At 72.4% G+C, this 23,056-nt stretch carries 22 protein-coding genes; 11 read left to right on the forward strand and 11 right to left on the reverse strand.

Features of this window, described 5'->3' with window-relative positions; translation table 11 throughout:
- Positions 1 to 61 precede the first annotated feature (61 nt).
- The 6 genes from AC1DWC_RS23560 to AC1DWC_RS23585 all read right to left on the reverse strand — a co-directional run bounded on the left by AC1DWC_RS23560 (position 62) and on the right by AC1DWC_RS23585 (position 8,135).
- Entirely contained in the window at positions 62 to 733 is a 672-nt protein-coding gene (locus AC1DWC_RS23560; RefSeq protein ID WP_477911949.1) for an MspA family porin, read from the reverse strand.
- Positions 734 to 790: 57 nt separating this feature from the next.
- A complete protein-coding gene (locus AC1DWC_RS23565; protein WP_477911951.1) occupies positions 791 to 1,459 on the reverse strand; it encodes an MspA family porin in 669 nt (222 codons plus the stop codon).
- Between the two features lie 291 nt (positions 1,460 to 1,750).
- Positions 1,751 to 2,278, reverse strand: coding sequence for a hypothetical protein (locus AC1DWC_RS23570; RefSeq protein WP_477911953.1), 528 nt, complete (start codon positions 2,276 to 2,278; stop codon positions 1,751 to 1,753).
- 219 nt (positions 2,279 to 2,497) lie between these two features.
- The gene (locus tag AC1DWC_RS23575; protein WP_477911955.1) at positions 2,498 to 3,931 is read right to left on the reverse strand and encodes a neutral zinc metallopeptidase; all 1,434 of its coding nucleotides are present in this window, start codon (positions 3,929 to 3,931) and stop codon (positions 2,498 to 2,500) included.
- Positions 3,928 to 6,132 carry a 1,4-alpha-glucan branching protein GlgB gene (glgB, locus tag AC1DWC_RS23580; RefSeq protein ID WP_477911957.1) on the reverse strand — a complete coding sequence of 735 codons (2,205 nt, stop codon included), beginning with the start codon at positions 6,130 to 6,132 and terminating at the stop codon, positions 3,928 to 3,930. Before glgB ends, AC1DWC_RS23575 begins: the two co-directional genes overlap by 4 nt.
- A complete protein-coding gene (locus AC1DWC_RS23585) occupies positions 6,129 to 8,135 on the reverse strand; it encodes an alpha-1,4-glucan--maltose-1-phosphate maltosyltransferase (RefSeq protein WP_477911959.1) in 2,007 nt (668 codons plus the stop codon). Before AC1DWC_RS23585 ends, glgB begins: the two co-directional genes overlap by 4 nt.
- 98 nt (positions 8,136 to 8,233) lie before the next feature.
- Here AC1DWC_RS23585 and glgP point away from each other — a divergent pair, with 98 nt between their 5' ends.
- Positions 8,234 to 10,822 carry an alpha-glucan family phosphorylase gene (gene glgP / locus AC1DWC_RS23590; RefSeq protein ID WP_477911961.1) on the forward strand — a complete coding sequence of 863 codons (2,589 nt, stop codon included), beginning with the start codon at positions 8,234 to 8,236 and terminating at the stop codon, positions 10,820 to 10,822.
- Here glgP and AC1DWC_RS23595 read toward each other — a convergent pair.
- The 3 genes from AC1DWC_RS23595 to AC1DWC_RS23605 all read right to left on the reverse strand — a co-directional run bounded on the left by AC1DWC_RS23595 (position 10,819) and on the right by AC1DWC_RS23605 (position 14,861).
- Complete coding sequence (locus AC1DWC_RS23595; protein ID WP_477911963.1) at positions 10,819 to 12,849, reverse strand: ATP-dependent DNA helicase; 2,031 nt, start codon at positions 12,847 to 12,849, stop codon at positions 10,819 to 10,821. The genes glgP and AC1DWC_RS23595 overlap by 4 nt on opposite strands.
- A gap of 61 nt (positions 12,850 to 12,910) precedes the next feature.
- Positions 12,911 to 13,504 (reverse strand): isochorismatase family protein, encoded by a 594-nt coding sequence (locus AC1DWC_RS23600; protein WP_477911965.1) that lies wholly within the window; start codon positions 13,502 to 13,504, stop codon positions 12,911 to 12,913.
- Positions 13,505 to 13,535: 31 nt separating this feature from the next.
- Positions 13,536 to 14,861: a nicotinate phosphoribosyltransferase gene (locus tag AC1DWC_RS23605; protein WP_477911980.1), complete on the reverse strand. Its 1,326-nt coding sequence runs from the start codon at positions 14,859 to 14,861 to the stop codon at positions 13,536 to 13,538.
- Between the two features lie 141 nt (positions 14,862 to 15,002).
- On the opposite strand from AC1DWC_RS23605, the gene clpS reads away from it, so the two are divergent.
- The 10 genes from clpS (at position 15,003) to rdgB (ending at position 21,910) form a co-directional block, all read left to right on the forward strand.
- On the forward strand, positions 15,003 to 15,338 hold the full coding sequence (clpS, locus tag AC1DWC_RS23610) for an ATP-dependent Clp protease adapter ClpS (protein ID WP_072844856.1): 336 nt from the start codon (positions 15,003 to 15,005) through the stop codon (positions 15,336 to 15,338).
- A gap of 61 nt (positions 15,339 to 15,399) precedes the next feature.
- Positions 15,400 to 15,975: an oxidative stress transcriptional regulator AosR gene (aosR, locus tag AC1DWC_RS23615; RefSeq protein WP_477911967.1), complete on the forward strand. Its 576-nt coding sequence runs from the start codon at positions 15,400 to 15,402 to the stop codon at positions 15,973 to 15,975.
- Positions 15,972 to 17,045: a P1 family peptidase gene (locus AC1DWC_RS23620; RefSeq protein WP_477911969.1), complete on the forward strand. Its 1,074-nt coding sequence runs from the start codon at positions 15,972 to 15,974 to the stop codon at positions 17,043 to 17,045. The genes aosR and AC1DWC_RS23620 overlap by 4 nt, the downstream gene beginning before the upstream one ends.
- A gap of 188 nt (positions 17,046 to 17,233) precedes the next feature.
- The gene (locus AC1DWC_RS23625) at positions 17,234 to 17,677 is read left to right on the forward strand and encodes a M67 family metallopeptidase (RefSeq protein WP_072844859.1); all 444 of its coding nucleotides are present in this window, start codon (positions 17,234 to 17,236) and stop codon (positions 17,675 to 17,677) included.
- Positions 17,674 to 17,943 carry a MoaD/ThiS family protein gene (locus tag AC1DWC_RS23630; RefSeq protein WP_477839916.1) on the forward strand — a complete coding sequence of 90 codons (270 nt, stop codon included), beginning with the start codon at positions 17,674 to 17,676 and terminating at the stop codon, positions 17,941 to 17,943. Before AC1DWC_RS23625 ends, AC1DWC_RS23630 begins: the two co-directional genes overlap by 4 nt.
- A gap of 5 nt (positions 17,944 to 17,948) precedes the next feature.
- A complete protein-coding gene (locus AC1DWC_RS23635) occupies positions 17,949 to 18,911 on the forward strand; it encodes a PLP-dependent cysteine synthase family protein (protein WP_477911971.1) in 963 nt (320 codons plus the stop codon).
- A gap of 21 nt (positions 18,912 to 18,932) precedes the next feature.
- Entirely contained in the window at positions 18,933 to 19,595 is a 663-nt protein-coding gene (locus tag AC1DWC_RS23640; protein WP_477911973.1) for a rhomboid family intramembrane serine protease, read from the forward strand.
- Positions 19,596 to 19,725: 130 nt separating this feature from the next.
- On the forward strand, positions 19,726 to 20,484 hold the full coding sequence (locus tag AC1DWC_RS23645) for a cyclic nucleotide-degrading phosphodiesterase (protein ID WP_072845005.1): 759 nt from the start codon (positions 19,726 to 19,728) through the stop codon (positions 20,482 to 20,484).
- Positions 20,485 to 20,511: 27 nt separating this feature from the next.
- Positions 20,512 to 21,300 carry a ribonuclease PH gene (gene rph / locus AC1DWC_RS23650; protein WP_072844862.1) on the forward strand — a complete coding sequence of 263 codons (789 nt, stop codon included), beginning with the start codon at positions 20,512 to 20,514 and terminating at the stop codon, positions 21,298 to 21,300.
- Positions 21,293 to 21,910 carry an RdgB/HAM1 family non-canonical purine NTP pyrophosphatase gene (gene rdgB, locus AC1DWC_RS23655; protein WP_477911976.1) on the forward strand — a complete coding sequence of 206 codons (618 nt, stop codon included), beginning with the start codon at positions 21,293 to 21,295 and terminating at the stop codon, positions 21,908 to 21,910. The genes rph and rdgB overlap by 8 nt, the downstream gene beginning before the upstream one ends.
- 312 nt (positions 21,911 to 22,222) lie before the next feature.
- On the opposite strand, the gene AC1DWC_RS23660 is transcribed toward rdgB, so the two are convergent.
- A complete protein-coding gene (locus AC1DWC_RS23660) occupies positions 22,223 to 22,582 on the reverse strand; it encodes a DUF3817 domain-containing protein (RefSeq protein WP_477911978.1) in 360 nt (119 codons plus the stop codon).
- Positions 22,579 to 22,983, reverse strand: coding sequence for a transcriptional regulator (locus AC1DWC_RS23665; RefSeq protein WP_072844865.1), 405 nt, complete (start codon positions 22,981 to 22,983; stop codon positions 22,579 to 22,581). The genes AC1DWC_RS23660 and AC1DWC_RS23665 overlap by 4 nt, the downstream gene beginning before the upstream one ends.
- Between the last annotated feature and the right edge of the window lie 73 nt (positions 22,984 to 23,056).

The following is a 23,056-nucleotide window of genomic DNA, read 5'->3' on the forward strand; positions in this document are numbered from 1 at the left end:
GCCTGAACGCGTCCGGCCCCGCCTCGGTGAACGAGGCGGGGCCGGAACGGGTGTGGCTGTCTCAGCCGATGCTGAAGGGCTGGCCCCACAGGGTGGTGGTGCTGGTGACGGTGTCGGTGTTCACCGTGACGGTCGCGAAGGAGCGGGCCTGCGCGTAGCCGGCGCAGCCGTTGACCGCCATGGTCGAGTCGGCGTAGGTGACCGATCCGSTSGTGCCCTTGAACGAGTGCGAGCCGGTGTGGCTCTCGGCGCCGTAGGCGTCGGCCTTCTCGATGTCGAGGATCCGGTAGTTGGCGGCCTGGCCGGGGCCGACGGTGACGCTTCCGGTGGCGGTGGAGGCCTTGGTGTCGACCTTGCCGGTGCCCTCCCAGTCGGAGGTCACGCCGGCGCCGGCGCCGCTCTTGGCGCCGAGGGTGGCCTGGCAGGCCACCACGTAGCCGACGTTGATGCTGCCGCCCTTGGCGTTCGGGCCGGTGACCTCGGCGCCGATGCGGCCGGAGACCCACGCGTTGCGGTGCAGCGGGGTCGAGCCCATCGACGGCGAGACGTTCGCGGACTCGCCGGTGCGGGTGATCTTGACGACGGTGCCGTCGACGAGCGTCTTGGTGACCTCGCCGTCGGGCAGSGCGGTGAAGGTGTCGGCGTTGGCGGCGCCGGCGGAGAAGAAGCCGAGGGCGACGGTGGTCGCCGCGCCGACGGCCGCGAGGCGCAGGCCGGACTTGCTGATGTTCATGGGACTTCCCTTACAGAGGTGTTGGGTCGCGTACGCGAGCAGAACGACGGGCGCRGGTCAGCCGATGCTGAAGGGGTGGCCGTACAGSGTGGTCTTGGAGTAGTTGTCGCCGACGATCTCGACGACCGTGTACGCGCGGGCCTGGGCGTAGCCGCCGCAGTTCTGCACCTCGAGCTGGGTGTCCTGGTACTGGACCGAGTACTTGCCGTTCTTCTTGAKGTCCTTGCCCACGACGTTGACGAACTTGACCTGGCCSGCGGAGATCGGGACGGTCAGCGACCCGGACATCGAGGGGCCGTCGAGGCTGATGCCGCCGCCGAAGGAGCCGCTGAGGCCGGTGATGTCGACCTGGCAGCCGACGATGTAGCCGGTGTTGATGCGGGAGACRCCGTGGGTGGAGGAGTTGTTGGTGCCCGGGCTGCCCGCGGCGCCGTTGGTCGGGCCGGCCTCGGTCTCCTTGGTGATTCCGGTGACGTCGGCGGTGACGGTGCCGGAGACCCATGCGGTGCGGCCGGCGCCGTTGCTGGCCAGCGACGGCGAGATGAGGGCGCTCTCGTCGGTGCGGGTGATGACGGCGCCGGGGGCGTCCTTGGATCCGTCGGGCAGCGGCACGAAGGTGTCGGCGGCGGCGACGCTGTTGGACAGCAGGCCGATGGTCAGGGCTGCTGCGGCGCCGAGACCGGCGACACGGGCGCCGCGGAGGGCTGTCGAGCTGTTCGATTTCATGGATTCCTTCTTGGGATCGGGCCGTGATTCGGCCTCGGGCAGAGCGGATTGATCGCCGAGCAGCACCGGACCCCGAGGGGCCGCCGGTGCGCAAGCGATGCCCAGCTGGGTAGGACGGGCGAGAGTCACCCGGCGCCTCGGCTCGCATGCCGGGCCGCCGGGGAGGGGAAACGTTGGCTGGGGAAGCGGCCGTCGAAGGCCGTGATGCCAGCGGCAACGATGAAGGATGCGCGCGACTACACAGCCGCGGACGACGAATCCCGTCTGCGGGTGCGTGTGTGTTCGCGTCGGTTACACAGGGTGCGGCGGACCGCGAGTGCCGATGCTCGAGCCGACCAGCAGCCAGCGAGCAAGTGTCGGGCGACAGGTCGGGATGGCGACTGCAGTGGACGCAACGACAGGCAGTGGGGCAAACGGCAGAGGGAGTGCCCGGGTGAGCGCCGAGACGGCCAAGGCGCATCCGCGTTCACCGGCGAGGATCAGTACAGTCGCGACGGCGACGGCGACGGCGTGGGCTGCCGTCATTGCGGGACTGAGCTGAAGCCCGTCGTGATGGACCGCGCCCACAGACAACGTGATGTGGCCGATCGCCTGTCCCAGAGCCAGCGATGCGGCCAGGAACCAGGTCGCATGTCGATCGGCCCGCGGCGTCGCGGAGACTGCCCCGACGGCGGCGCACCCCAGCACCAGCAGTACCACCGAGCTCTCGGTGGGGGCCATTCCGTCACCGGCCGCGTGGGCCGCGACGCTCACGGCTGCGGAGATCGAGCCGGCGAAGGCGCCGCGCATCCGCGCGAACGTCGCCTTCGGTGTGCTCACACCGCGGAGGTTACACGGTGCTACTACAACGGCTAGTAGCCAGGTGTCAGTCGTTGGCGTACGCGTCTACCGGGCGAATCCGGCAATCGGAACAAGGTGTGCACAGCCTCCGGGCTCGTCGCGAGGGCGGTCATCGCTGCGGCGGTCGGCTCGCCCCGGAGGTGGTCGATCGCGACGCCACGACTGGGGGCGAGGAGAACCGCGCCGCGCTCTGGTCGGTCAGCCGTAGCGGTTCGCGCAGGCGTCCTGCCCACCGAGCACCCCGGAGCGGAAGGCGTCGACGCGGGCGAAGCCGCTCGGGACCGTGTCCCCGTTGACGTCGCTGGCCATCAGGCCGTCGGTGAGCAGGCCGGACACCGCCTCGTCGAGGTCGCCGGCGGACAGCGTCAGCCGGCCCGCCTCACCCGCCGCGGCGGCCGCGGTCCAGACGCCGGACAGGCAGGCCGCGCGGACCGCCGTGGTGGCGTCGGTGAGTGAGTCGCCGGCCCGGCGCTGGGCGGCGAGGGTGAACCGCGAGGCCACCAGGACGTAGGCGCCGAAGTCGCCGCGCACGTCGGCCGCGATCTCGTCCGGACTGCCGGTCAGCGGGATGCTGCGCGCCACCAACGCCGGCAGCGAGACGCCGATGGTGTCCGTCGACGGGCAGTACGAGACCGGCTCGGTGGTCGTGGCGTCCGGGCACCCGGTGTCGGCGCCGGCGAAGGTCACCGCCGGCTGCTGCGGCAGCGCGAAGACCTCCTGCAACGAGTCCACGGTGAGCCGGACCGTCTCCTCGGTGACCGGCATCTCGCCGTCGCCGCCGGCGACGGACAGCTGCTGAGGCACCTCGGCGCGGCGCGCGTCCACCTCGGCGGCGTCGATGGCCGTGCAGGCGCGGGCGCCGTCGGTGAAGCCGATCTGGAAGGCCGTCACCCGTTCGAAGGCGGAGCCGTGCACGGCCTCCGGGTCGTTGGGGTTGGTGTCGCGGACGGCCACCATCGCCGCCATCACCGAGTTCAGTCCGTCCGAGGTGTTGAGCGTGAAGTGCGGCGCACCGCCCTGCGCGACGTCTCGCATGAAGGCCCCGGCGAAGCAGTCGGCCTGCTGCTCGAGCACCAGGGTCGGGTCGTCGTCGCCCGCGAGGCCGGAGTCGTGCTGAATCGCGTGGCCGTACTCGTGCGCCATCACCATCACCACGGCCATCGGGCCGAAGGTGCTCATCAGGGTGGGCAGCAGCGTGGTGCGGTCCCAGCCGATCGAGCCGTCGCGGGTGCAGTAGCCGGCGTTCACCACGCCGTGCGTGTTGTCGCCGCAGAAGGTGTCCGAGTGGGCGGGCGGCGCGTCCGGGTCCCACGACGCGAGGTCGGTGACCGGTTGGAAGTCGCCGGCGAAGACCTTCGGGTACTCGACCCGCCAGAAGGCGGCGATGTCGTCGACGGCGTTGGTGGCCAGCACGTCGGCGGCCGAGCCGTCCGCGCCCCGGACCGGCAGCGACGCGTCGGGCACGTCGGGGCGTGGGCCGCTGGGGCCGTCGGTCGCGGGCAGCCCGGCGACTGTGAACGGGTTGGCGTAGATCGACACCGCGCGTCCGCCCGTGGTGGACGCGCAGCCGGCGAGCAGGATCGCGGCCAGCGCGACGGCGACGCCGACGACCGCCGCCCGGGCCCGGATCACCCGCGTTCCAGGCTGAGCCAGAGGGCGCTGTTCGCGGGCAACGCGACCGCCGCGGAGGCCGGGCGGCCGTGCCAGGGCTGGGTGGTCGCGGTGACGGCACCGAAGTTGCCCATCCCGGAGCCGTGGAACTCCGCGGCGTCGGTGTTGAGGACCTCCACCCACCGGCCGGGTTCGGGCAGACCCACCCGGTACTCGGCGTGCGCGGAACCGGAGAAGTTGAACAGGCACGCGACGATCGACCCGTCGGTCCCGTACCGCAGGTAGCTGAGCACGTTGTTCTCGGTGTCGTTGGCGTCGATCCAGGAGTAGCCGCCGGGGGAGTTGTCCATCGTCCACAGCGCGGGGTGGCGCCGGTAGGCGGCGTTGAGGTCGCGCACCAGCGCCAGCACGCCCCGCTGCAGCGCGGCGGTGGGCCCGCCCTCGAGCTGGCCCCAGTCGAGCCCGTGTTCCTCGGACCACTCGGTGCGCTGGCCGAACTCCTGGCCCATGAACAGCAGCTGCTTGCCGGGGTGCGACCACATGTAGGCGAGCAGCGCGCGCAGCCCGGCGGCCTTGGCGTGGTCGTCGCCCGGCATCCGCGTCCACAGCGTGCCCTTGCCGTGCACCACCTCGTCGTGGCTGACCGGGAGCAGGTAGTTCTCGCTCCACGCGTACATCAGAGAGAAGGTGATCTCGTGGTGGTGGAAGCTGCGGTGGATGGGGTCGCGGCCCAGGTAGCCGAGGGTGTCGTGCATCCAGCCCATGTTCCACTTCATGGTGAAGCCGAGGCCGCCGACGGAGGTGGCCCGGGTGACACCCGGCCAGGCGGTCGACTCCTCGGCGATGGTGACGACGCCGCGGTGCAGCTTGTGCACGGTCGCGTTCATCTCCTGCAGGAACGCGACCGCCTCCAGGTTCTCGCGGCCGCCGTGGATGTTCGGGGTCCAGCCGCCCGACGGCCTCGAGTAGTCCAGGTAGAGCATCGACGCGACGGCGTCGACCCGCAGGCCGTCCACGTGGAACTCGTCGATCCAGTACAGGGCGTTGGCGACCAGGAAGTTGCGGACCTCGCGCCGGCCGAAGTCGAAAACGTAGGTGCCCCAGTCCAACTGCTCGCCCCGGTGCGGGTCGGCGTGCTCGTAGAGCGGGCCGCCGTCGAAGCGGGCCAGGGCCCAGTCGTCCTTGGGGAAGTGCGCCGGCACCCAGTCCACGATGACGCCGATGCCGGCCCGGTGCATCCGGTCCACGAAGGCGCGGAAGTCGTCGGGGGAACCGAACCGGGAGGTCGGGGCGTAGTAGGAGGTCACCTGGTAGCCCCAGGACCCGCCGTACGGGTGCTCGGCGACGGGCAGCAGTTCCACATGGGTGAACCCGGTCGCCAGAACGTGCGCCGAAAGCTGCTGCGCCAGTTCGAGGTAGCTCAGTCCCGGCCGCCACGACCCGAGGTGCACCTCGTAGACGCTCATCGGCGACTGGTTCGGCTCCGTCTCGGCGCGGGCCCGCAGCCAGGCGGCGTCGGTCCAGGTGTGGGTGCTGGCGTCGACCACGGACGCGGTGGCGGGCGGCACCTCGGTGGCGAACGCCATCGGGTCGGCCTTGTCCCGCACCGAGCCGTCGGCGCCGTGCACCCGGAACTTGTACAACGCGCCGGGCTCGATGCCGGGCACGAACAGTTCCCAGACGCCGGTGGAGCCCAGCGCCCGCATCGGTGCGGTCTGCCCGCCCCAGAGGTCGAAGTCGCCGATCAGCGTGACGCCCCGCGCGGCGGGTGCCCACACCGCGAACGAGGTGCCGGTGACCGGGCCGTCCGGGGTGTCGTAGCTGCGGGGGTGCGCGCCGAGCGCCTCCCAGAGCCGTTCGTGCCGGCCCTCGCCGAACAGGTGCAGGTCGAGATCCCCGAGCGTCGGCAGGAAGCGGTAGCCGTCGGCGGTGACGACGGTGTGCCCGCCCGGGTACTCGACGACCAGTCGGTAGTCGGCGGGTTCCGGGGCCGGGACGACGGCGCTGAACAGTCCGTCGGAGACGTGGTGCAGCGGGTGGTCGACGCCGTCGATCCGGGCGGCGACGGACTCGGCGCCCGGGCGCAGGGCGCGGATCACGGTGCCGCCGGCGAGCGGGTGCGCGCCCAGCAGCGAGTGCGGGTCGTGGTGGGTGCCCGAGGCCAGCCGCGCCAGGTCGGCCAGCGGGGGCGCGGCGACCTGCGCGGCGCCGCGGGCGGTCACGACGCGGGCGCGCGGTGTGCCAGGTGCATCCGCGCGGGGTAGGGGACGGCGGGCAGCGCCAGGACGTGCGCGACCGCGCGCCAGGGCTCGAGTCGGACGAAATTGGTCTGGGCCCACTGGTACTGCTCGCCGGTGACTTCGTCGAGCACGGTGATGTGGTCCTGCCAGTTGCGGCCGAGGGCGGGCATGTCCAGCCAGATGTGGCCCTGCTCGGCGCCGTACGGGTTGAGGTTGACGACGGTGAGCACCGCGTCGCCGGTCACCGGGTCGAACTTCGAGTAGGCGATCAGCGAGTCGTTGTCGATGTGGTGGAAGGTGAGGTTGCGCAGTTGCTGCAGCGCGGGGTGGGCCCGACGGATCCGGTTCAGCGTCGCGATCCACGGTTCCAGCGACTCGCCGCGGGCCCGGGCCTCGTCGAAGTCACGAGGCCGTAGCTGGTACTTCTCCGAGTCGAGGTACTCCTCGCTGCCGGGGTGCACCGGAAGGTGTTCGTAGAGTTCGTATCCCGAGTACACGCCCCAGGTCGGCGCGAGCGTGGCGGCCAGCGCGGCGCGCAGCGCGAACATTCCGGGCCCGCCGCGCTGCAGGCTCTCGTGCAGGATGTCCGGGGTGTTGACGAACAGGTTCGGCCGCGCCTCGTCTGCCTTCGCCGCGAGCTCGAGCCCGAACTCGGTGAGCTCCTGCTTGCCGACCCGCCAGGTGAAGTACGTGTAGGACTGGGTGAATCCACGTTTGGCCAGGCCGTACATCCGGGCCGGCCGGGTGAAGGCCTCGGCCAGGAACAGCACGTCCGGGTCGGTCGCCTTGACCTCGGCGATCAGCCACTCCCAGAAGTTCGGCGGCTTGGTGTGCGGGTTGTCCACCCGGAAGATCCGGACGCCGCGGTCGATCCAGAAGCGCACCACCCGCAGCACCTCGGCGTAGATCCCGTCCGGGTCGTCGTCGAAGTTCACCGGGTAGATGTCCTGGTACTTCTTCGGCGGGTTCTCGGCGTAGGCGATGGTGCCGTCCGGCAGCACCGTGAACCACTCGGGATGGGCTGCGGCCCAGGGGTGGTCGGGTGCGCACTGCAGCGCCAGGTCGAGTGCCACCTCCAGGTGCAGCTTGCGGGCGCGGGCGACGAAGGCCGCGAAGTCGTCGAGGGTGCCGAGCCGCGGGTGCACGGCGTCGTGGCCGCCCTCGCGGGCGCCGATCGCCCACGGCGACCCGACGTCGTCCGGACCGGGGGTCAGGGAGTTGTTGGGGCCCTTGCGGTTCACCCGGCCGATCGGGTGGATCGGCGGCAGGTAGACGACGTCGAAGCCCATCGCCGCGATCCGGGGCAGGTCGTTGGCGGCGGTGGCGAAGGTGCCGTGCCGCGGGGTGCCGTCGGGGTCCCGGCCGCCGGTCGAACGCGGGAAGAACTCGTACCAGGAGCCGAACAGTGCGCGCCGACGGTCCACCCAGACGGTCCCGGTGCGGCCCTTGGTGACCAGGTCCCGCAGGGGGTGCGCGCGCAGCAGGGCGGCGAGGTCGGTGGCGAACGCCGGCGCCACCCGGGCGGGCAGCTGCTGGTCGCTGCGCAGGGCGGCGGCGGCCGCGACGACTCGCGCGCGGTCGCCCTTCGGCACCGCCTTGGCCGCACGCTCGAACAGGCGGGCGCCGACCTCGAGGTCGTTGGCCAGCTCGGTCGGACCCTGTCCGACAGACAACTTGGCCTCGACCGCGTGACGCCAGGTGGCGACCGGGTCGCCCCAGCCCTCCACCCGGAACGTCCAGGCGCCGGGCGTGGTGGGGACGAACACCGCGGCGAAGGTGTCCGGGAGCGGACCCGGCAGCATCGGGATCCGCAGGGTGCCGGCGGCGTCCGGCCCGCGGACCGCGAGGGTGGCCGCGACCGCGTCGTGCCCCTCGCGCCAGACGGTCGCCGAGACCGGGAACGTCTCGCCGACGACGGCCTTCGCGGGGAAACGCCCGCCCTCGATGTCGGGGACGACGTCGTCGATGCCTATCCGCCCGGTCATGGACCACTACCTTACGGGTACGGCCGCGGTGCACGCTGGATCGAAGGCCGGGTCGTCACGACAGGACCGCGGGCCCGCCGGTGGGTAGTCTTCGCAGGGTGAAAGCCTTGCGTCGGTTCACCGTCCGTGCCCACCTCCCCGCCCGGCTCGCCGCGCTCGGGCCGCTGTCGACCAACCTGCGGTGGTCCTGGCACCCGGAGACCCAGGACCTGTTCGCGCGGATCGACCCGGGGCTGTGGCAGCGGGTGGCGGGCGACCCGGTGCGGATGCTCGGCGAGGTGTCGCCGGCCCGGCTCGACGCGCTGGCGCTGGACCCGGACTACGTGGCCGAGCTGGACCGCCGCGCCGAGGACCTCGACGAGTACCTCGACCGTCCGCGGTGGTACCAGAACCAGCAGTCGAAGGGCGTCGACCTGCCCGGCGGGATCGCCTACTTCTCAATGGAGTTCGGCGTCAGCGAGGTGCTGCCGAACTACTCCGGCGGCCTCGGCATCCTGGCCGGCGACCACCTGAAGGCGGCGTCGGACCTGGGGGTGCCGCTGATCGGCGTGGGCCTGCTCTACCGGTCCGGGTACTTCCGGCAGTCGCTGACCGCGGACGGCTGGCAGGCCGAGCACTACCCGTCGCTGGACCCGCAGGGACTGCCGCTGCGGCTGCTCGCGGAGCCGGTGTCCGGGGCGCCGGTGCTGCTGCACGTGGCGATGCCGGGCAACCGGGTGCTGCGGGCCCGGGTGTGGATCGCGCAGGTCGGCCGGGTGCCCCTGCTGCTGCTGGACTCCGACATCGCGGAGAACGACCCGGAGCTGCGCGGGGTCACCGACCGGCTCTACGGCGGCGACCAGGACCACCGGATCAAGCAGGAGATCCTGGCCGGCATCGGCGGGGTGCGCGCGGTGCGGGCCTACACCCGCTCGATGGGGCTGGCCGACCCGGAGGTCTTCCACATGAACGAGGGCCACGCCGGCTTCCTCGGGGTGGAGCGGATCCGCGAGCTGATCACCGGGGCCGGGCTGGACTTCGACGCCGCCCTCGCCGCGGTGCGTGCGGCCACCGTGTTCACCACCCACACACCGGTCCCGGCGGGCATCGACCGCTTCCCGACGGACCTGGTGCGCACCTACTTCGCCGGGGCCAACGGGGAGAACGAGTCGGCCATGCTGCCGGGCCTGACGGTGGACAGGATCGTCGAACTGGGCCGCGAGGGCGACCCGTCGGTGTTCAACATGGCGCACATGGGCCTGCGGCTCGGTCAGCGCGCCAACGGGGTGTCCCGGCTGCACGGCACCGTCAGCCGGGAGATGTTCAGCGGGCTGTGGCCGGGCTTCGACGCCACCGAGGTGCCGATCGGCTCGGTCACCAACGGGGTGCACGCCCCCACCTGGGCGGCCCGCGAGTGGATGGACCTGGCCCGGCGGGTGGTCGGACCCGAGCAGGTCGAGGAGGCGCGCGGCTGGGAGCGGCTGCACGAGATCGCGCCGGGCGAGCTGTGGGCCACCCGGAACACGCTGCGCGGGCAGCTGGTGGCCGAGGTGCGCAGGAGGGTGCGGGCGTCGTGGCTCGAACGGGGCGCCACCGATGCCGAACTGTCCTGGACGGCAGGGGTTTTCGATCCCGATGTGCTGACGGTCGGGTTCGCGCGCCGGGTGCCGACCTACAAGCGGCTGACGCTGATGCTGCGGGACCCGGAGCGGTTGCGCGCGATGTTGCTGGACCCGCAGCGGCCGGTGCAGCTGGTGGTGGCCGGCAAGTCCCATCCCGCCGACGACGGCGGCAAGGCGCTGATCCAGCAGGTGGTGCGGTTCGCCGACGAGCACGACGTCCGCCACCGGATCGTCTTCCTGCCCGACTACGACATGTCGATGGCCCGCTACCTGTACTGGGGCTGCGACGTCTGGCTGAACAACCCGCTGCGGCCGCTCGAGGCCTGCGGCACCTCGGGGATGAAGTCGGCGCTCAACGGCGGGCTGAACCTGTCCATCCGGGACGGCTGGTGGGACGAGATGTACGACGGCGGGAACGGCTGGGCCATCCCGACCGCGGACGGCGTCACCGACGAGGTGCGCCGCGACGACCTCGAGGCCAACGCGATGTACGAGTTGCTCGAGCAGACGGTGCTGCCGAAGTTCTACGACCGCGGGTCCGACGGCCTGCCGGCGCGGTGGGTGGAGATGGTCCGGCACACGCTCGAGGACCTGGGGCCGAAGGTGCTGGCGTCGCGGATGGTGCGCGACTACGTGGTGGGCCTGTACGCCCCGGCGGCGCGGTCCGCCCGTACCGCGGTGGCCGACGGCTACGCGGGGGCACGGCAGGTCTCGGCGTACCGCGGTCGGGTCGAGGCGGCCTGGCCGCGCGTGCAGGTGGTGCAGGTGGACAGCTCCGGGCTGCCGGACACCCCGGTGATCGGCGCCGACCTGACCCTGCGGGCACACCTGCGGCTCGGTGGCCTCGAACCGTCCGAGGTCGCGGTGCAGGCAGTCCTGGGCCACGTCGGCGCGGACGAGGAGCTCTCCGACACGGTGGTGGTGCCGATGACGCACGCCGGCTCGGAGGATCTGGGCGAGCTCTTCGTCGCCGAGACACGGATGCCGCTCTCCGGCGCGGTCGGGTACACGGTCCGGGTGCTGCCGCACCACGAACTGCTCGCCGGGGACGCCGAGCTGGCGTTGGTGGCGTTGCCGGCGGGCTAACGCTCGGCGAGCCGGGTCAGGGCCTTGCGGACCACCTCGGGGTCGGAGGTCTCCCAGAACGGCGGCAGCGACGCCCGCAGGTAGCCGCCGTAGCGGGCGGTCGCCAGCCGGGAGTCGAGGATCGCGACCACACCGCGGTCGTCGACGCTGCGCAGCAGCCGGCCCACGCCCTGGGCCAGCAGCAGCGCGGCATGGTTCGCGGCCACCGACAGGAAACCGTTGCCGCCGCGGGACTCGACGGCGCGCTGGCGGGCCACCAGCAGCGGGTCGTCCGGGCGCGGGAACGGGATCCGGTCCAGGATCACCAGGCTCAGCGAGGGGCCGGGCACGTCCACGCCCTGCCACAGCGACAGGGTGCCGAACAGCGAGGTGGCCTCGTCCGCGGCGAACTTACGCACCAGCTGGCCCGTGGCGTCCTCGCCCTGGCACAGCACCGGGGTGTCGAGCCGCTCGCGCATCACCTCCGCGGCGGCCTTCGCCGCCCGCATCGAGGAGAACAACCCGAGGGTGCGGCCGCCCGCGGCGGTGATCAGCTCGGCGATCTCGTCGAGGTAGCTCTGCGCCAGGCCGTCGCGGCCGGGTGCGGGCAGATGCTTTGCGACGTACAGGATTCCGGCCTTCGCGTGGTCGAAGGGGGAGCCGACGTCGAGGGAGTTCCACTTGATGTCCCCGGCGTCCGACGGCGCCTCGGTGCCGGTGGCCATCGCCGCGTCGGGGCTCACCGCGGACTCCGCGGGCAGGCCCCAGTTCACCGCCAGCCCGTCGAAGGAGCCGCCCACCGTCAGCGTCGCGGAGGTCAGGACCACCGTCGACTCGGCGAACAGCCGCGAACGCAGCAGCCCGCCGACGGACAGCGGCGCCATCCGCACCAGCTTGCCGCGGCGCTCCTCGTCGGCCAGCCACACCACGTCGCGGTGCTTGGCGGGGTCCGGCTCGTCGAAGGCGGTGAGCACCCGGACCGCGTTGTCGTGCACCTCGTCGACCGCGGCCAGGGCGGCGACCCGGGCCGCCGCGGCCTCCGGGTCGGCGGCGTTCATCCCCGGCCGGACCGGGCCGATCGCGGTACGGACCGCCCAGGCGGAGTCGCGGACCGCGGCCAGCGCGGGGCCGGCACCGTCGGGCAGCCGCTCCCAGCGCCCGGCGTAGCAGTCCTCGAGCACCGCCGCCCAGCCCTCCGAGGCCGCCTCCATCCGGTCGGCGTCCTGTTCCTCGACCAGCTTGACGCAGCGTCGTGCGGCTGCGGTGATCGTGGACGGCGCCAGCTCGGCGGTGGCCACGCCGGTGACCCGGTCCACCAGTTCGTGCGCCTCGTCGATGACCACCACGTCGTGCTCGGGCAGCACGGCGATGCCGGTGATCGCGTCGATCGCGAGCAGCGCGTGGTTGGTCACCACCACGTCCACCTGCGACGCCTCGGCCCGGGCACGTTCGGCGAAGCAGTCCTCGCCGACCGGGCAGCGGGACTTGCCGAGGCACTCGCGGGCGGTGACGCTGACCTGACGCCAGGCCTGGTCGCCGACGCCGGGCACCAGCTCGTCGCGGTCGCCGGTGTCGGTCTCGGAGGACCACTCGGTCAGCCGCTTGACCTCGCGGCCGAGCCGGGAGATGGCGAACGCGTCGAACAGCTCGGCGTTCTCCGGTTCCTCGGCGGCCCCCGTGTGGATCTTGTTCATGCAGAGGTAGTTGCCGCGGCCCTTGAGGATGGCGAACTGCGGGCGCCGCCCCAGGGTCTTGCTCAGCGCGTCGGCCAGCCGCGGCAGGTCGCGGTCCACGAGCTGACGCTGCAGCGCGATGGTCGCGGTGGAGATCACCACGGTGCGGCCCGACTCGACGGCATGCCGCACGCTCGGCACCAGGTAGGCCAGCGACTTGCCGGTGCCGGTGCCGGCCTGCACGGCCAGGTGCTCGCCGGTGTCGATGGCATGCGCCACCGCCGACGCCATGGTCAGCTGGTTTCGCCGCTCGGCGCCGCCGAGCGCGTGCACCGCCTCGGACAGCAGTTCGGGGACGGTGGGGAGTTCAGGCACCGGCCAAGGCTACCGGCAGCCACCGTCAGGTCCCGACAGCGTCGCGCGGCCGGTCGCGTGGTCACGCCGCCGACGGCACCTCGCCGATCAGCTGGATCCCGGCGCCGCGCAGGCGGTCCAGGGCGGTGGTGAGGGTGTCGGGGGAGACCGCCGCCGTGTACCGCAGCAACACCGTGGTGTCGAAGCCCTCACGGCGTGCGTCCAGTGCGGTGGCCAGCACGCAGTGGTCGGTGGCGATGCCGACCACGTCCACCGCGTCGACGCCGCGTCCGCGCAGCCACCCGGCCAGCGTCTCGCCCGAGGCGTCGATGCCCTCGAAACCGGAGTACGCGGCGCTGTACGCGCCCTTCGCGAACACCGCCTGCACCGGCGCGACGTCCAGGTCCGGGTGGAACTCGGCGCCGGGGGTGCCCGCGCGACAGTGCGGCGGCCAGGTGTCCACGTAGTCGGGTGTGTCGGAGAAGTGGTCGCCCGGGTCCACGTGGCGGTCCGCGGTCGCGACCACCACGGCGTAGCGGTCGGCCTGGTCCGTCAGGTAGCCGCTGACGGCTCGGGCGACCGCGGCGCCGCCCGTGACGGCGAGCGAGCCGCCCTCGCAGAAGTCGTTCTGCACGTCGACGACGACCAGCGCCCGCCGACCCGATCCGGTGTCCATTTCCTCACTCCTACGTTGTCTGCGACCCGAACTAGCCGACGAACCGGGTCGGCACCGCGGCCTCGCCGTGCGAGAGCTTGAGCCCCTCCCACGGCAGGCTCACCAGCCCGTTGGCGACCAGGTCGCGCCCCTCGGCCAGGGTGGGCAGGCCGTCCGCCCGCACACCGCCGCGGACCAGCGGGATCATCAGCTCCCGGCAGGTCAGGTCGCCGGCGTCGGGGGCCTCGGAGTCCGCCGGGTAGGCGATCTCCTCGACGATCGTGCCGGTGGGCCGGGCCAGCCGGACGGCCCGCTTGGTGCCGCCGCGGGACACCTTGTGGCTGCTGCGCTTGGCCACCGGGAGCCCGTCGACCTCGACGAGCTTGTAGACCATGCCCGCCGTGGGTGCCCCCGACCCGGTCACCAGCGCGGTGCCCACACCGTAAGTGTCCACCGGTTCGGCCCGCAGCGCCGCGATCGCGTACTCGTCGAGGTCGCCGGAGACCACGATCCGGGTGTTCACGGCGCCCAGGTCGTCGAGCTGCCGGCGCACCTGACGGGCCCAGACCCCGAGGTCGCCGGAGTCGATGCGGACGCCGCCGAGTTCGGGGCCGGCGACGGCGATCGCCGTCTTGACGCCCTCGGTGATGTCGTAGGTGTCCACCAACAGGGTGGTGCCCACGCCCAGCGCCTCGACCTGGGCGCGGAAGGCCGAGGCCTCGTCCGGGCCGTCGGCGGTGGTGTGCAGGAGGGTGAACGCGTGGGCGCTGGTCCCGGCGCCGGGCACGCCGTACCGGCGGACGGCCTCGAGGTTCGAGGTGGCGGTGAACCCGGCCAGGTAGGCGGCCCGCGAACACGCCACCGCGGACTCCTCGTGGGCGCGCCGCGAGCCCATCTCGATCATGGTCCGGCCGGCGGCGGCGCTGACCATGCGGGTGGCGGCGGACAGGATCGCGCTGTCGTGGTTGAGGATCGACAGCAGCAGCGTCTCGAGCAGCACGCACTCGGCGAAGGTGCCGCGCACCGAGAGGATGGGCGACCCGGGGAAGTACAGCTCGCCCTCGCGGTAGCCGTCGATGTCGCCGGTGAACCGGTACTCGCGGAGCCAGTCGACAGTGCGGCCGTCGAGGAACTTCGACACCACGGCCAGTTCCGGCTCGCCGAAGCGGAACCGGTCGAGGGCGTCGAGCAGGCGGCCGACGCCGCCGACCACGCCGTAGCGACGGCCGTCGGGCAGCCTCCGCGCGAAGGCCTCGAAGCTGCAGCGGCGGTGCGCGGAGCCGTCGGCGAGCGCCGCCGAGAGCATCGTCAGCTCGTACTGGTCGGTGAGCAGCGCCGTGCTGGTGCCCGGCTGGGACCACAGCGCGGAGCCGGCGATGGCGGCGGGCGCGGCGGTGGTCGAACCTGAGTGCGTCGTCACCGGGTCACCATAACGAGGCGTCGGTGGCCCGGCGCCCGCGTCCTGGCCGTTTTGTCCCACGATGTTCATTCTGTCGGGATCACGTCGTAGGCTGGTTGCATGGCTCCAGGCTCCACAATCACTCCGATGGCGAGGATTCCCGCCGCAGCCCCGCAGGTCCTACCCGCGGAGGCGGAGGTCACTGACGAGGACGAGGCACAGGATCGTCCCTGGGTGACGCTGGTGTGGGACGACCCGGTGAACCTGATGCACTACGTGACCTTCATCTTCCAGAAGCTGTTCGGCTACAGCAAGGCGAAGGCCACCGACCTGATGCTGCAGGTCCACAAGGAGGGCAAGGCCGTGGTGTCCTCCGGCTCGCGGGACAAGATGGAACACGACGTGCAGCGACTGCACGCCGCCGGGCTGTGGGCGACCATGCAGCGGGACAGCTGACGCGGATCTCCTCACGGAGAGACGCCTCACCACCACTCGAAAGGACCTGCGGGTAGGCATCGTGCGCACATGGAGTCGGAAGAATTCGCTGGGCGGCGTGAAGATTCGCTCCGAGATGGATGCGCGTGAGGCGTCGGTACTGCGGTCGCTGGTGAGCTCGGTGCTCTCGCTGCTGCAGGACCGGGCCGCGTCCGCGCCGCAGGACGACCTGGCCGAGCTGACCGGGCTGCGGACCGGGAACTCCACCGCGCCAACCGATGCGACGCTGGCCCGGCTGCTGCCGGACTTCCTCAAGCCCGACGCCGCGGGCGGCGAGGAGGCGACGCCGGGTGCCAATGTCAATGGGGCACTGCGCAGTCTGCACGAGCCGGAGATCATCGACGCGAAGCTCGCGGCGGGTTCGGTGATCCTGCAGACGGTTCCGGCGGAGGGCGGCAAGGTGGTGCTGACGCCGGAGCAGGCCGACGCCTGGCTCGCGGGCCTCAACGACGTCCGGCTGGCGCTGGGCTCGACGCTGCAGATCGACGCGGACACCCCCGAGGAACTGGACCCCGACGACCCGCGGGCCCCGCATCTCGACGTCTACCACTGGCTCACCTGGATGCAGGACTCGTTGGTGCAGGTCCTGGTCCCGTGAGGCCGGGGCCGAGCGACTCGTTGGCCGACGTCGCCGGCCTGCTGGTGGGCCACCACCACGAACTGGACCCGCACGCGGCGATGGGCTCGGGCCGGGCCACCGGCTGCACCGTGGTGCTGGCGCCGGGCGGCGCGACCGCCTCGGTGGACGTGCGGGGCGGCGGCCCGGGCACCCGCGAGACCGACCTCCTCGATCCCAGCCACAGCGTGCAGCAGGTGGACGCGGTGCTGCTCACCGGCGGCAGCGCGTACGGACTGGCCGCGGCGGACGGCGTGATGCGCTGGCTCGAGGAACGCGGCCGGGGCATCCCGATGGACGCCGACGGCCACGTGGTTCCGATCGTGCCGGGCGCGGTGATCTTCGACCTGCCGGTGGGGGACTGGGCCGTGCGCCCCACCGCGGACCACGGGTTCCTGGCCGCGGACGCCGCCTCGGCGAGCGTGGGGCGCGGCTCGGTGGGGGCCGGCGTCGGCGCCCGGGCCGGAATCCTCAAGGGCGGCGTCGGCACCGCCTCCGCGGTGCTCGGGCCCGGACCCGCGGAGGGAGTCACGGTGGCGGCGCTGGTCGTCGCCAATCCCGTTGGCGCCGTGTTCGATCCCGCGACCGGGCTGCCCTGGGCCGTGGGCCCGGGGGACCTGGCGCGGTGGGGGCTGCGGATGCCGGATCCGGCCGAACTGGCGGCGGCCGTCGAGCTGGGTCAGAAAGGCACCGTCCTCAACACCACGATCGGCGTGGTCGCCACCGACGCCGCGCTCGGCAAGGCCGGGTGCCGCCGCGTCGCGGTCGCCGGGCACGACGGGATGGCCCGGGCGATCCGCCCCGCGCACTCGCCGCTCGACGGCGACACCCTGTTCGCGCTCGCCACCGGGACCCACCCGGGTCCGACGCCGGACGCCGCCGCCCCTCCCGTCCCGGCGGCGTTCGCCGCGGACCTGCCGGTGCTGGCCGCGGTGTGCGAGGCCGCCGCCGACGTCACGGCCCGGGCGATCGTCGACGCGATCCTGACGGCCACCCCGGTGGCGGGGATCCCGACCTACCGGGAACTGTTCCCCTCCGCCTTCCGGACCTAGGACGTGTCTCCCAATCCCCATTTCGGCGCCCCTGGCGTCCAATCGTCGCCCCGCTGCGTTGTCGTCGGCGCCGATACAACAGCGGTATCGGCTTCTCCTCCGCCTTGCCGGACGACGATTGTCTCGCCAGGTCCATCCGAGAAGGATTAGGAGATACGTCCTAGGCTGGGACCACTCGGGAGGCGAGCGTGCTGCAGATCAGATCCGACCTGGTGGATGCGATGGTGGCGCACGCCCGCGCCGACCACCCGGACGAGGCCTGCGGCATCGTGGTCGGCCCCGAGGGTTCCGACGCCCCGCAGCGGCACGTCCCGATGACCAACGCGGAGCGGTCGCCTACCTTCTACCGCTTCGACTCCGGTGAGCAGTTGCGACTGTGGCGGGCGATGGACGCGGCCGGCGAGGCGCCGGTGGTGCTCTACCACTCGCACACCGCCACCGAGGCCTACCCCAGCCGCACCGACGTCGCCCTCGCCGCCGAACCCGACGCCCACTACGTGCTGATCTCCACCCGCGACCCGCAGCGGGACGAGCTGCGCAGCTTCCGGATCGTCGACGGGCAGGTCGCCGAGGAGCCGGTCGAGGTGCTGCCCGCGTCCGGGGCCGCGGCATCGAATGGGAGCAAACCATGACCGTCGTCTCCGTCCCGACCGTTCTCCGCGTCCACACCGGGGGCGAGAAACGGGTCGAGGCAACGGGTTCCACGCTGTCGGCGTTGATCGACGACCTCGACAGCCGGTACGCCGGCATCCGCGACCGGCTGGTCGCCGGGGGCGCGCTGCACCGGTTCGTGAACGTGTACGTGGGCGAGGAGGACGTGCGGTTCACCGGGGGACTCGGCACCGCGATCGCCGCCGACGACGAGGTCACGATCCTGCCCGCGGTCGCCGGGGGCTGAGCGCGGTGGCCCGGTACGAGAGCCTGCTGGCGACGCTGGGCGAGACCCCGCTCGTCGGCCTGCCCCGGCTCTCGCCCCGCTGGTCGGGCCCGGACCCGGTGCGGCTGTGGGCGAAGCTCGAGGACCGCAACCCCACCGGATCGGTGAAGGACCGGCCGGCCCTGGCGATGATCGACCGGGCCGAGCGGGACGGCCGGCTCGCCCCCGGCGCCACCATCATGGAACCCACCAGCGGAAACACCGGCATCTCGCTGGCGATGGCGGCGAAGCTCAAGGGCTACCGGCTGGTGTGCGTCATGCCGGAGAACACGTCCGTCGAGCGCCGCCAGCTGCTCGCGCTGTACGGCGCCGAGATCGTCGACACGCCCGCCCGCGGCGGCTCCAACGAGGCGGTCGCGACGGCCAAGCGGCTGGCCGCCGAGCACCCCGACTGGGTGATGCTCTACCAGTACGGCAACCCCGCGAACGCGGACGCGCACTACGCGGGCACCGGGCCGGAGCTGCTGCGCGACCTCCCCGAGATCACCCACTTCGTGGCCGGCCTGGGCACCACCGGCACCCTGATGGGCGTCGGGCGCTACCTGCGTGAGCGCGTCCCCGGTGTCGAGATCGTCGCCGTCGAGCCGCGCTACGACGAGGTGGTCTACGGCCTGCGCAACCTCGACGAGGGCTTCGTCCCGGAGCTCTACGACGAGACGGTGCTGACCGCCCGCTTCTCCGTCGGACCGGCCGACGCGGTGCGCCGGACCCGCGAACTGGTGGAGCGGGAGGGCATCTTCGCCGGTATCTCCTCGGGCGCGGTGCTGCATGCCGCGCTCGTCGTCGCGGGCCGGGCGGCGCGGGCGGGCCGGCCCGCGGACGTCGCGTTCGTCGTCGCCGACGCGGGCTGGAAGTACCTGTCGACCGGCGCGTACGACGGTACGCTCGAAGATGCAGAGCAGGCCCTCGACGGTCAGCTGTGGGCGTGACGAAAGCGGTTGAGGCGGAAGATGACCAATCCCATGGACCAGTTCCGGAGCACCCCGGCGGGACTGCCGGTGCCCGGTCAGCCCGCCGTGCCCGCGACCCAGCGGGCGCTGTGGCAACAGGCGGCGATGGTCATCGGTGGATTCGTCGTCGGCCTCTACCTGCTCGAGTTCGTCGACATGCTGATGCGCGGCCGCCTGGACAGCGTCGGCGTCGAGCCGCGCACCCTGGACGGGCTGTGGGGCATCGTGTTCGCGCCCGTGCTGCACGCCGGCTGGGGACACCTGGTCGCCAACACCATCCCGCTGCTGGTGCTCGGATTCCTGGTGCTGCTCTCGGGGATCGGCCGCGGCCTCGCGGCCACCGGCATCATCTGGGTGGTCGGGGGCCTGGGGCAGTGGCTCTTCGGCGGCGCGAACAGCATCCACCTCGGCGCGTCGGTGCTGGTGTTCGGCTGGCTGGCGTACCTGATCGCCCGCGGTCTGTTCACCCGGCACCTGGGCCAGCTGGCCCTGGGACTGGTGGTGCTGGTGGTCTACGGCGGGCTGCTGTGGGGCGTGTTCCCGGGGGTCAACGGGATGTCGTGGCAGGGGCACCTGTTCGGCGCGCTGGGCGGCGTCCTGGCGGCGTGGGTGCTGGCGGCCGACGTCCGAAAGGCGCGGCGGGCCCCGGCGCTGAATCCGTAGCCGCGGGACCGGATGTGGGCCCGCGGCGGCCGGGTGTGACGGCAGGCGCATCGACACGGTCACCAAGGATTCGTCTCGAAACGCCCGGGAAGTATTCAAGGGACTGACGGCTCGTGGCAGCATGGCACTCATGCGCATCACCGTCCTGGGTTGTTCGGGCAGCGTCGCCGGCCCCGATTCGCCCGCGTCGGGCTACCTGCTGACCGCACCCGACACACCGCCGGTGGTCATCGACTTCGGGCCCGGCGTACTGGGCGCGCTGCAGCGGTACGCCGACCCCGGCGAGGTGTCGATCTTCCTGACCCACCTGCATGCCGACCACTGCCTCGACCTGCCCGGGCTGCTCGTCTGGCGCCGCTACCACCCGGTGAAGCCGGCCGGGCGTGCCCTGTTGTACGGCCCCAGCGGCACCGACTCCCGGATCGGCGCGGCGTCCGCGGAACTCGCCGGCGAAACCGACGACATCTCCGACACCATCGACCTGAGGCTCCTCGAGGACCGGCGCTCGGTGGAGTTCGGTGCGCTGACCGTCGAGGCCCGCCGGGTGTTCCACCCGCCGGAGGCGTACGGGCTCCGGTTCACCGATCCGGACGGCCGCAGCCTGGCGTACTCCGGGGACACCGGCATGTGCGACGAGGTGGTCGAACTGGCCCGCGGGGTGGACGTGTTCCTGTGCGAGGCGTCGTGGACGCACAGCCCCGACCGTCCCGAGGGCATCCACCTGTCCGGGACCGAGGCCGGTCAGGTCGCGGCGCGGGCCGGCGTCGGCGAGCTGCTGCTCACCCACATTCCGCCGTGGACCTCCCGCGAGGACGTCATCGCCGAGGCGAAGGCGGAGTTCTCCGGACCCGTGCACGCCGTCCTGCCCGGGGATGTCTTCGCGATCTGACCGGGCCCACCGATTAGGCTGACCCAGGTGAGCAGACGACTGGACGGCAGGGCGGACGACGAACTCCGCGAGGTAAGGATCACCCGAGGCTTCACCAGTCACCCCGCAGGGTCGGTGCTGGTCGAGTTCGGCAACACCCGGGTGATGTGCACGGCCAGCGTGGAGGAGGGCGTGCCCCGCTGGCGCAAGGGCTCCGGCCTCGGCTGGCTCACCGCGGAGTACGCGATGCTCCCGGCGGCCACCCACACCCGCAGCGGCCGCGAGTCGGTCAAGGGCAAGGTCGGCGGACGCACCCAGGAGATCAGCCGGCTGGTCGGCCGCTCGCTGCGCGCCTGCATCGACCTCGCCGCGATCGGCGAGAACACCATCGCCATCGACTGCGACGTGCTGCAGGCCGACGGGGGCACCCGCACCGCGGCGATCACCGGCGCGTACGTCGCGCTCGTCGACGCCGTCACCTACCTGCGGGCGGCGGACCTGCTGACCGACCCGCAGCCGATCTCCTGCGGCATCGCCGCCGTCAGTGTCGGCGTCGTGGACGGCCGGGTCCGGCTGGACCTGCCGTACGAGGAGGACTCGCGCGCCGAGGTCGACATGAACATCGTCGCCACCGACACGGGAACCCTGGTCGAGGTGCAGGGCACCGGCGAGGGCGCGACCTTCCCGCGCACCACCCTGGACAAGATGCTGGACTCCGCGCTGGCGGGCTGCGAGCACCTGTTCGAGCTGCAGCGGCAGGCACTGGAGATGCCGTACCCGGGCGAGCTGCCCGAGCCGAAGAACCCTGAGGCGGCGAAGAAGAAGTTCGGTGCCTGAGGCGGTCCGGCTGCTGGTCGCGAGCCGTAACGCCAAGAAGCTGCGCGAGCTGCGGCGGGTGCTCGAGACCGCCGGGGTCAGCGGCATCGAGCTGGTCGGCCTGGACGAGGTGCCGGACTTCCCGGAGGCGCCGGAGACCGGCGCCACCTTCGAGGAGAACGCCCTGGCGAAGGCGCGTGACGCGGTCGCGGCGACCGGAATGCCCTGTGTCGCAGATGATTCCGGTCTCGAGGTGGACTCGCTGAACGGGATGCCCGGGGTGCTGTCCGCGCGGTGGTCGGGCGTGCACGGGGACGACGGCGCGAACACCGCGCTGGTGCTGGCGCAGCTGCTGGACGTGCCGGACGAGCGGCGGGGCGCGGCCTTCGTCTCGGCGTGCGCGCTGGTGACGCCGGGCGGGGCGGAGCGCGTCGTGCGCGGGACGTGGCCCGGCGCGATCGCCCGGGAGCCGCGCGGCGACGGCGGATTCGGCTACGACCCGGTGTTCGTGCCGGCGGGGGACCAGCGCAGCGCGGCGCAGTTGTCGCCGGAGGAGAAGGACGCGGCCTCGCACCGCGGTCGTGCGCTGGCGCAGCTGGTGCCCGACCTCGCGGCGCTGTCCGCCCGCTGACCGGTCGACCTCCCTGTCGACCGAATGTGCACTTTTCGTCGTTTGCCCCCGCGCGACGCCCCGGCAGGTGCACACTCGGCGGCGCCGGTGCGGGCAGACGAGCCCGGCCGACCGAAAGGAAAGGGTGCCGATGACCCCGAGGATGATTCCGCAGACGCCCTGCGACTGGCTGGTCTACCTGGTTGCGACGCTGACCGGTCAGCCGGTGGTCAAGGGCGGCGGCGGGTCCTAGCCGCGTCCGCCGAGTGTGCACTTCCCGTCGTCGCTTCGCGGGCGACGCCCCGGCAGGTGCGCACTCGGCGGAGCGGGCGACTAGACGTCGAAGTCGCGCTTGACCTGCTGGGTGCGCCAGTGCTCGACGAAGAAGGACAGGAACGGGACGGTGCCGGCGAGCAGGGTGCCGACGGTCCGGCCCGCGGGCCAGCGCACCTTCACCGCGAGGTCCATCGTGAGGATCAGGTACACGAAGTAGACCCAGCCGTGCACGATGGCGATCCAGCTCGGCAGGTTGTCGACCTTGAAGATGTACTTGGCGACCATCTCGGCGGTGAGCACCAGCAGCCAGATGCCGGTGGCGTAGGCGAGGACCCGGTAACGCAGCAGTGCCGCGGCGATCTTCTTGTTGTCGCGGACCGGCGCGGTCTCGACGGTGTCTTCGGGGGCCGTGCTCACGTGGTGCTCCTATCGCCCTCGGCGCGGATCTGCGCGAGGTAGTTGTTGTACGCCGCTATGGCCTCGACCTCGGGGTCGTCGACGTCGGTGCCGATGGTCGCCGCTGCGCCGACGGAGGCCCGTTGGGGCAGCAGGTCGGCGGGGATCTCGCGGGGACCCTCGTCCGCCCCGGCGACCGGAGCCTCCGGATCGGCGTCCTCGAGCTGCACGAACCTGCGGTACGCGTAGACCACGAAGGCCGCGAACAGGGGCCACTGGAAGGCGTAGCCCAGGTTCTGGCCGGTGCCGCCCGCGGCCTCGAACCGCGTCCACTGCCACCATCCCAGCGCCAGGCAGGCGCCTGCCGCGATGACGACGAACAGGATCAGTGCTGGTCGGCGACGGGATGGTGAACTTGCCATGCCTCGACGGTACCCGAGCCGACAGGGCGGCCGAAACGACGCCCGGCGCCGTCGGCGGGCCGGTGGACCACGC

This window comes from Rhodococcus sp. P4_C10 (assembly GCF_056402135.1).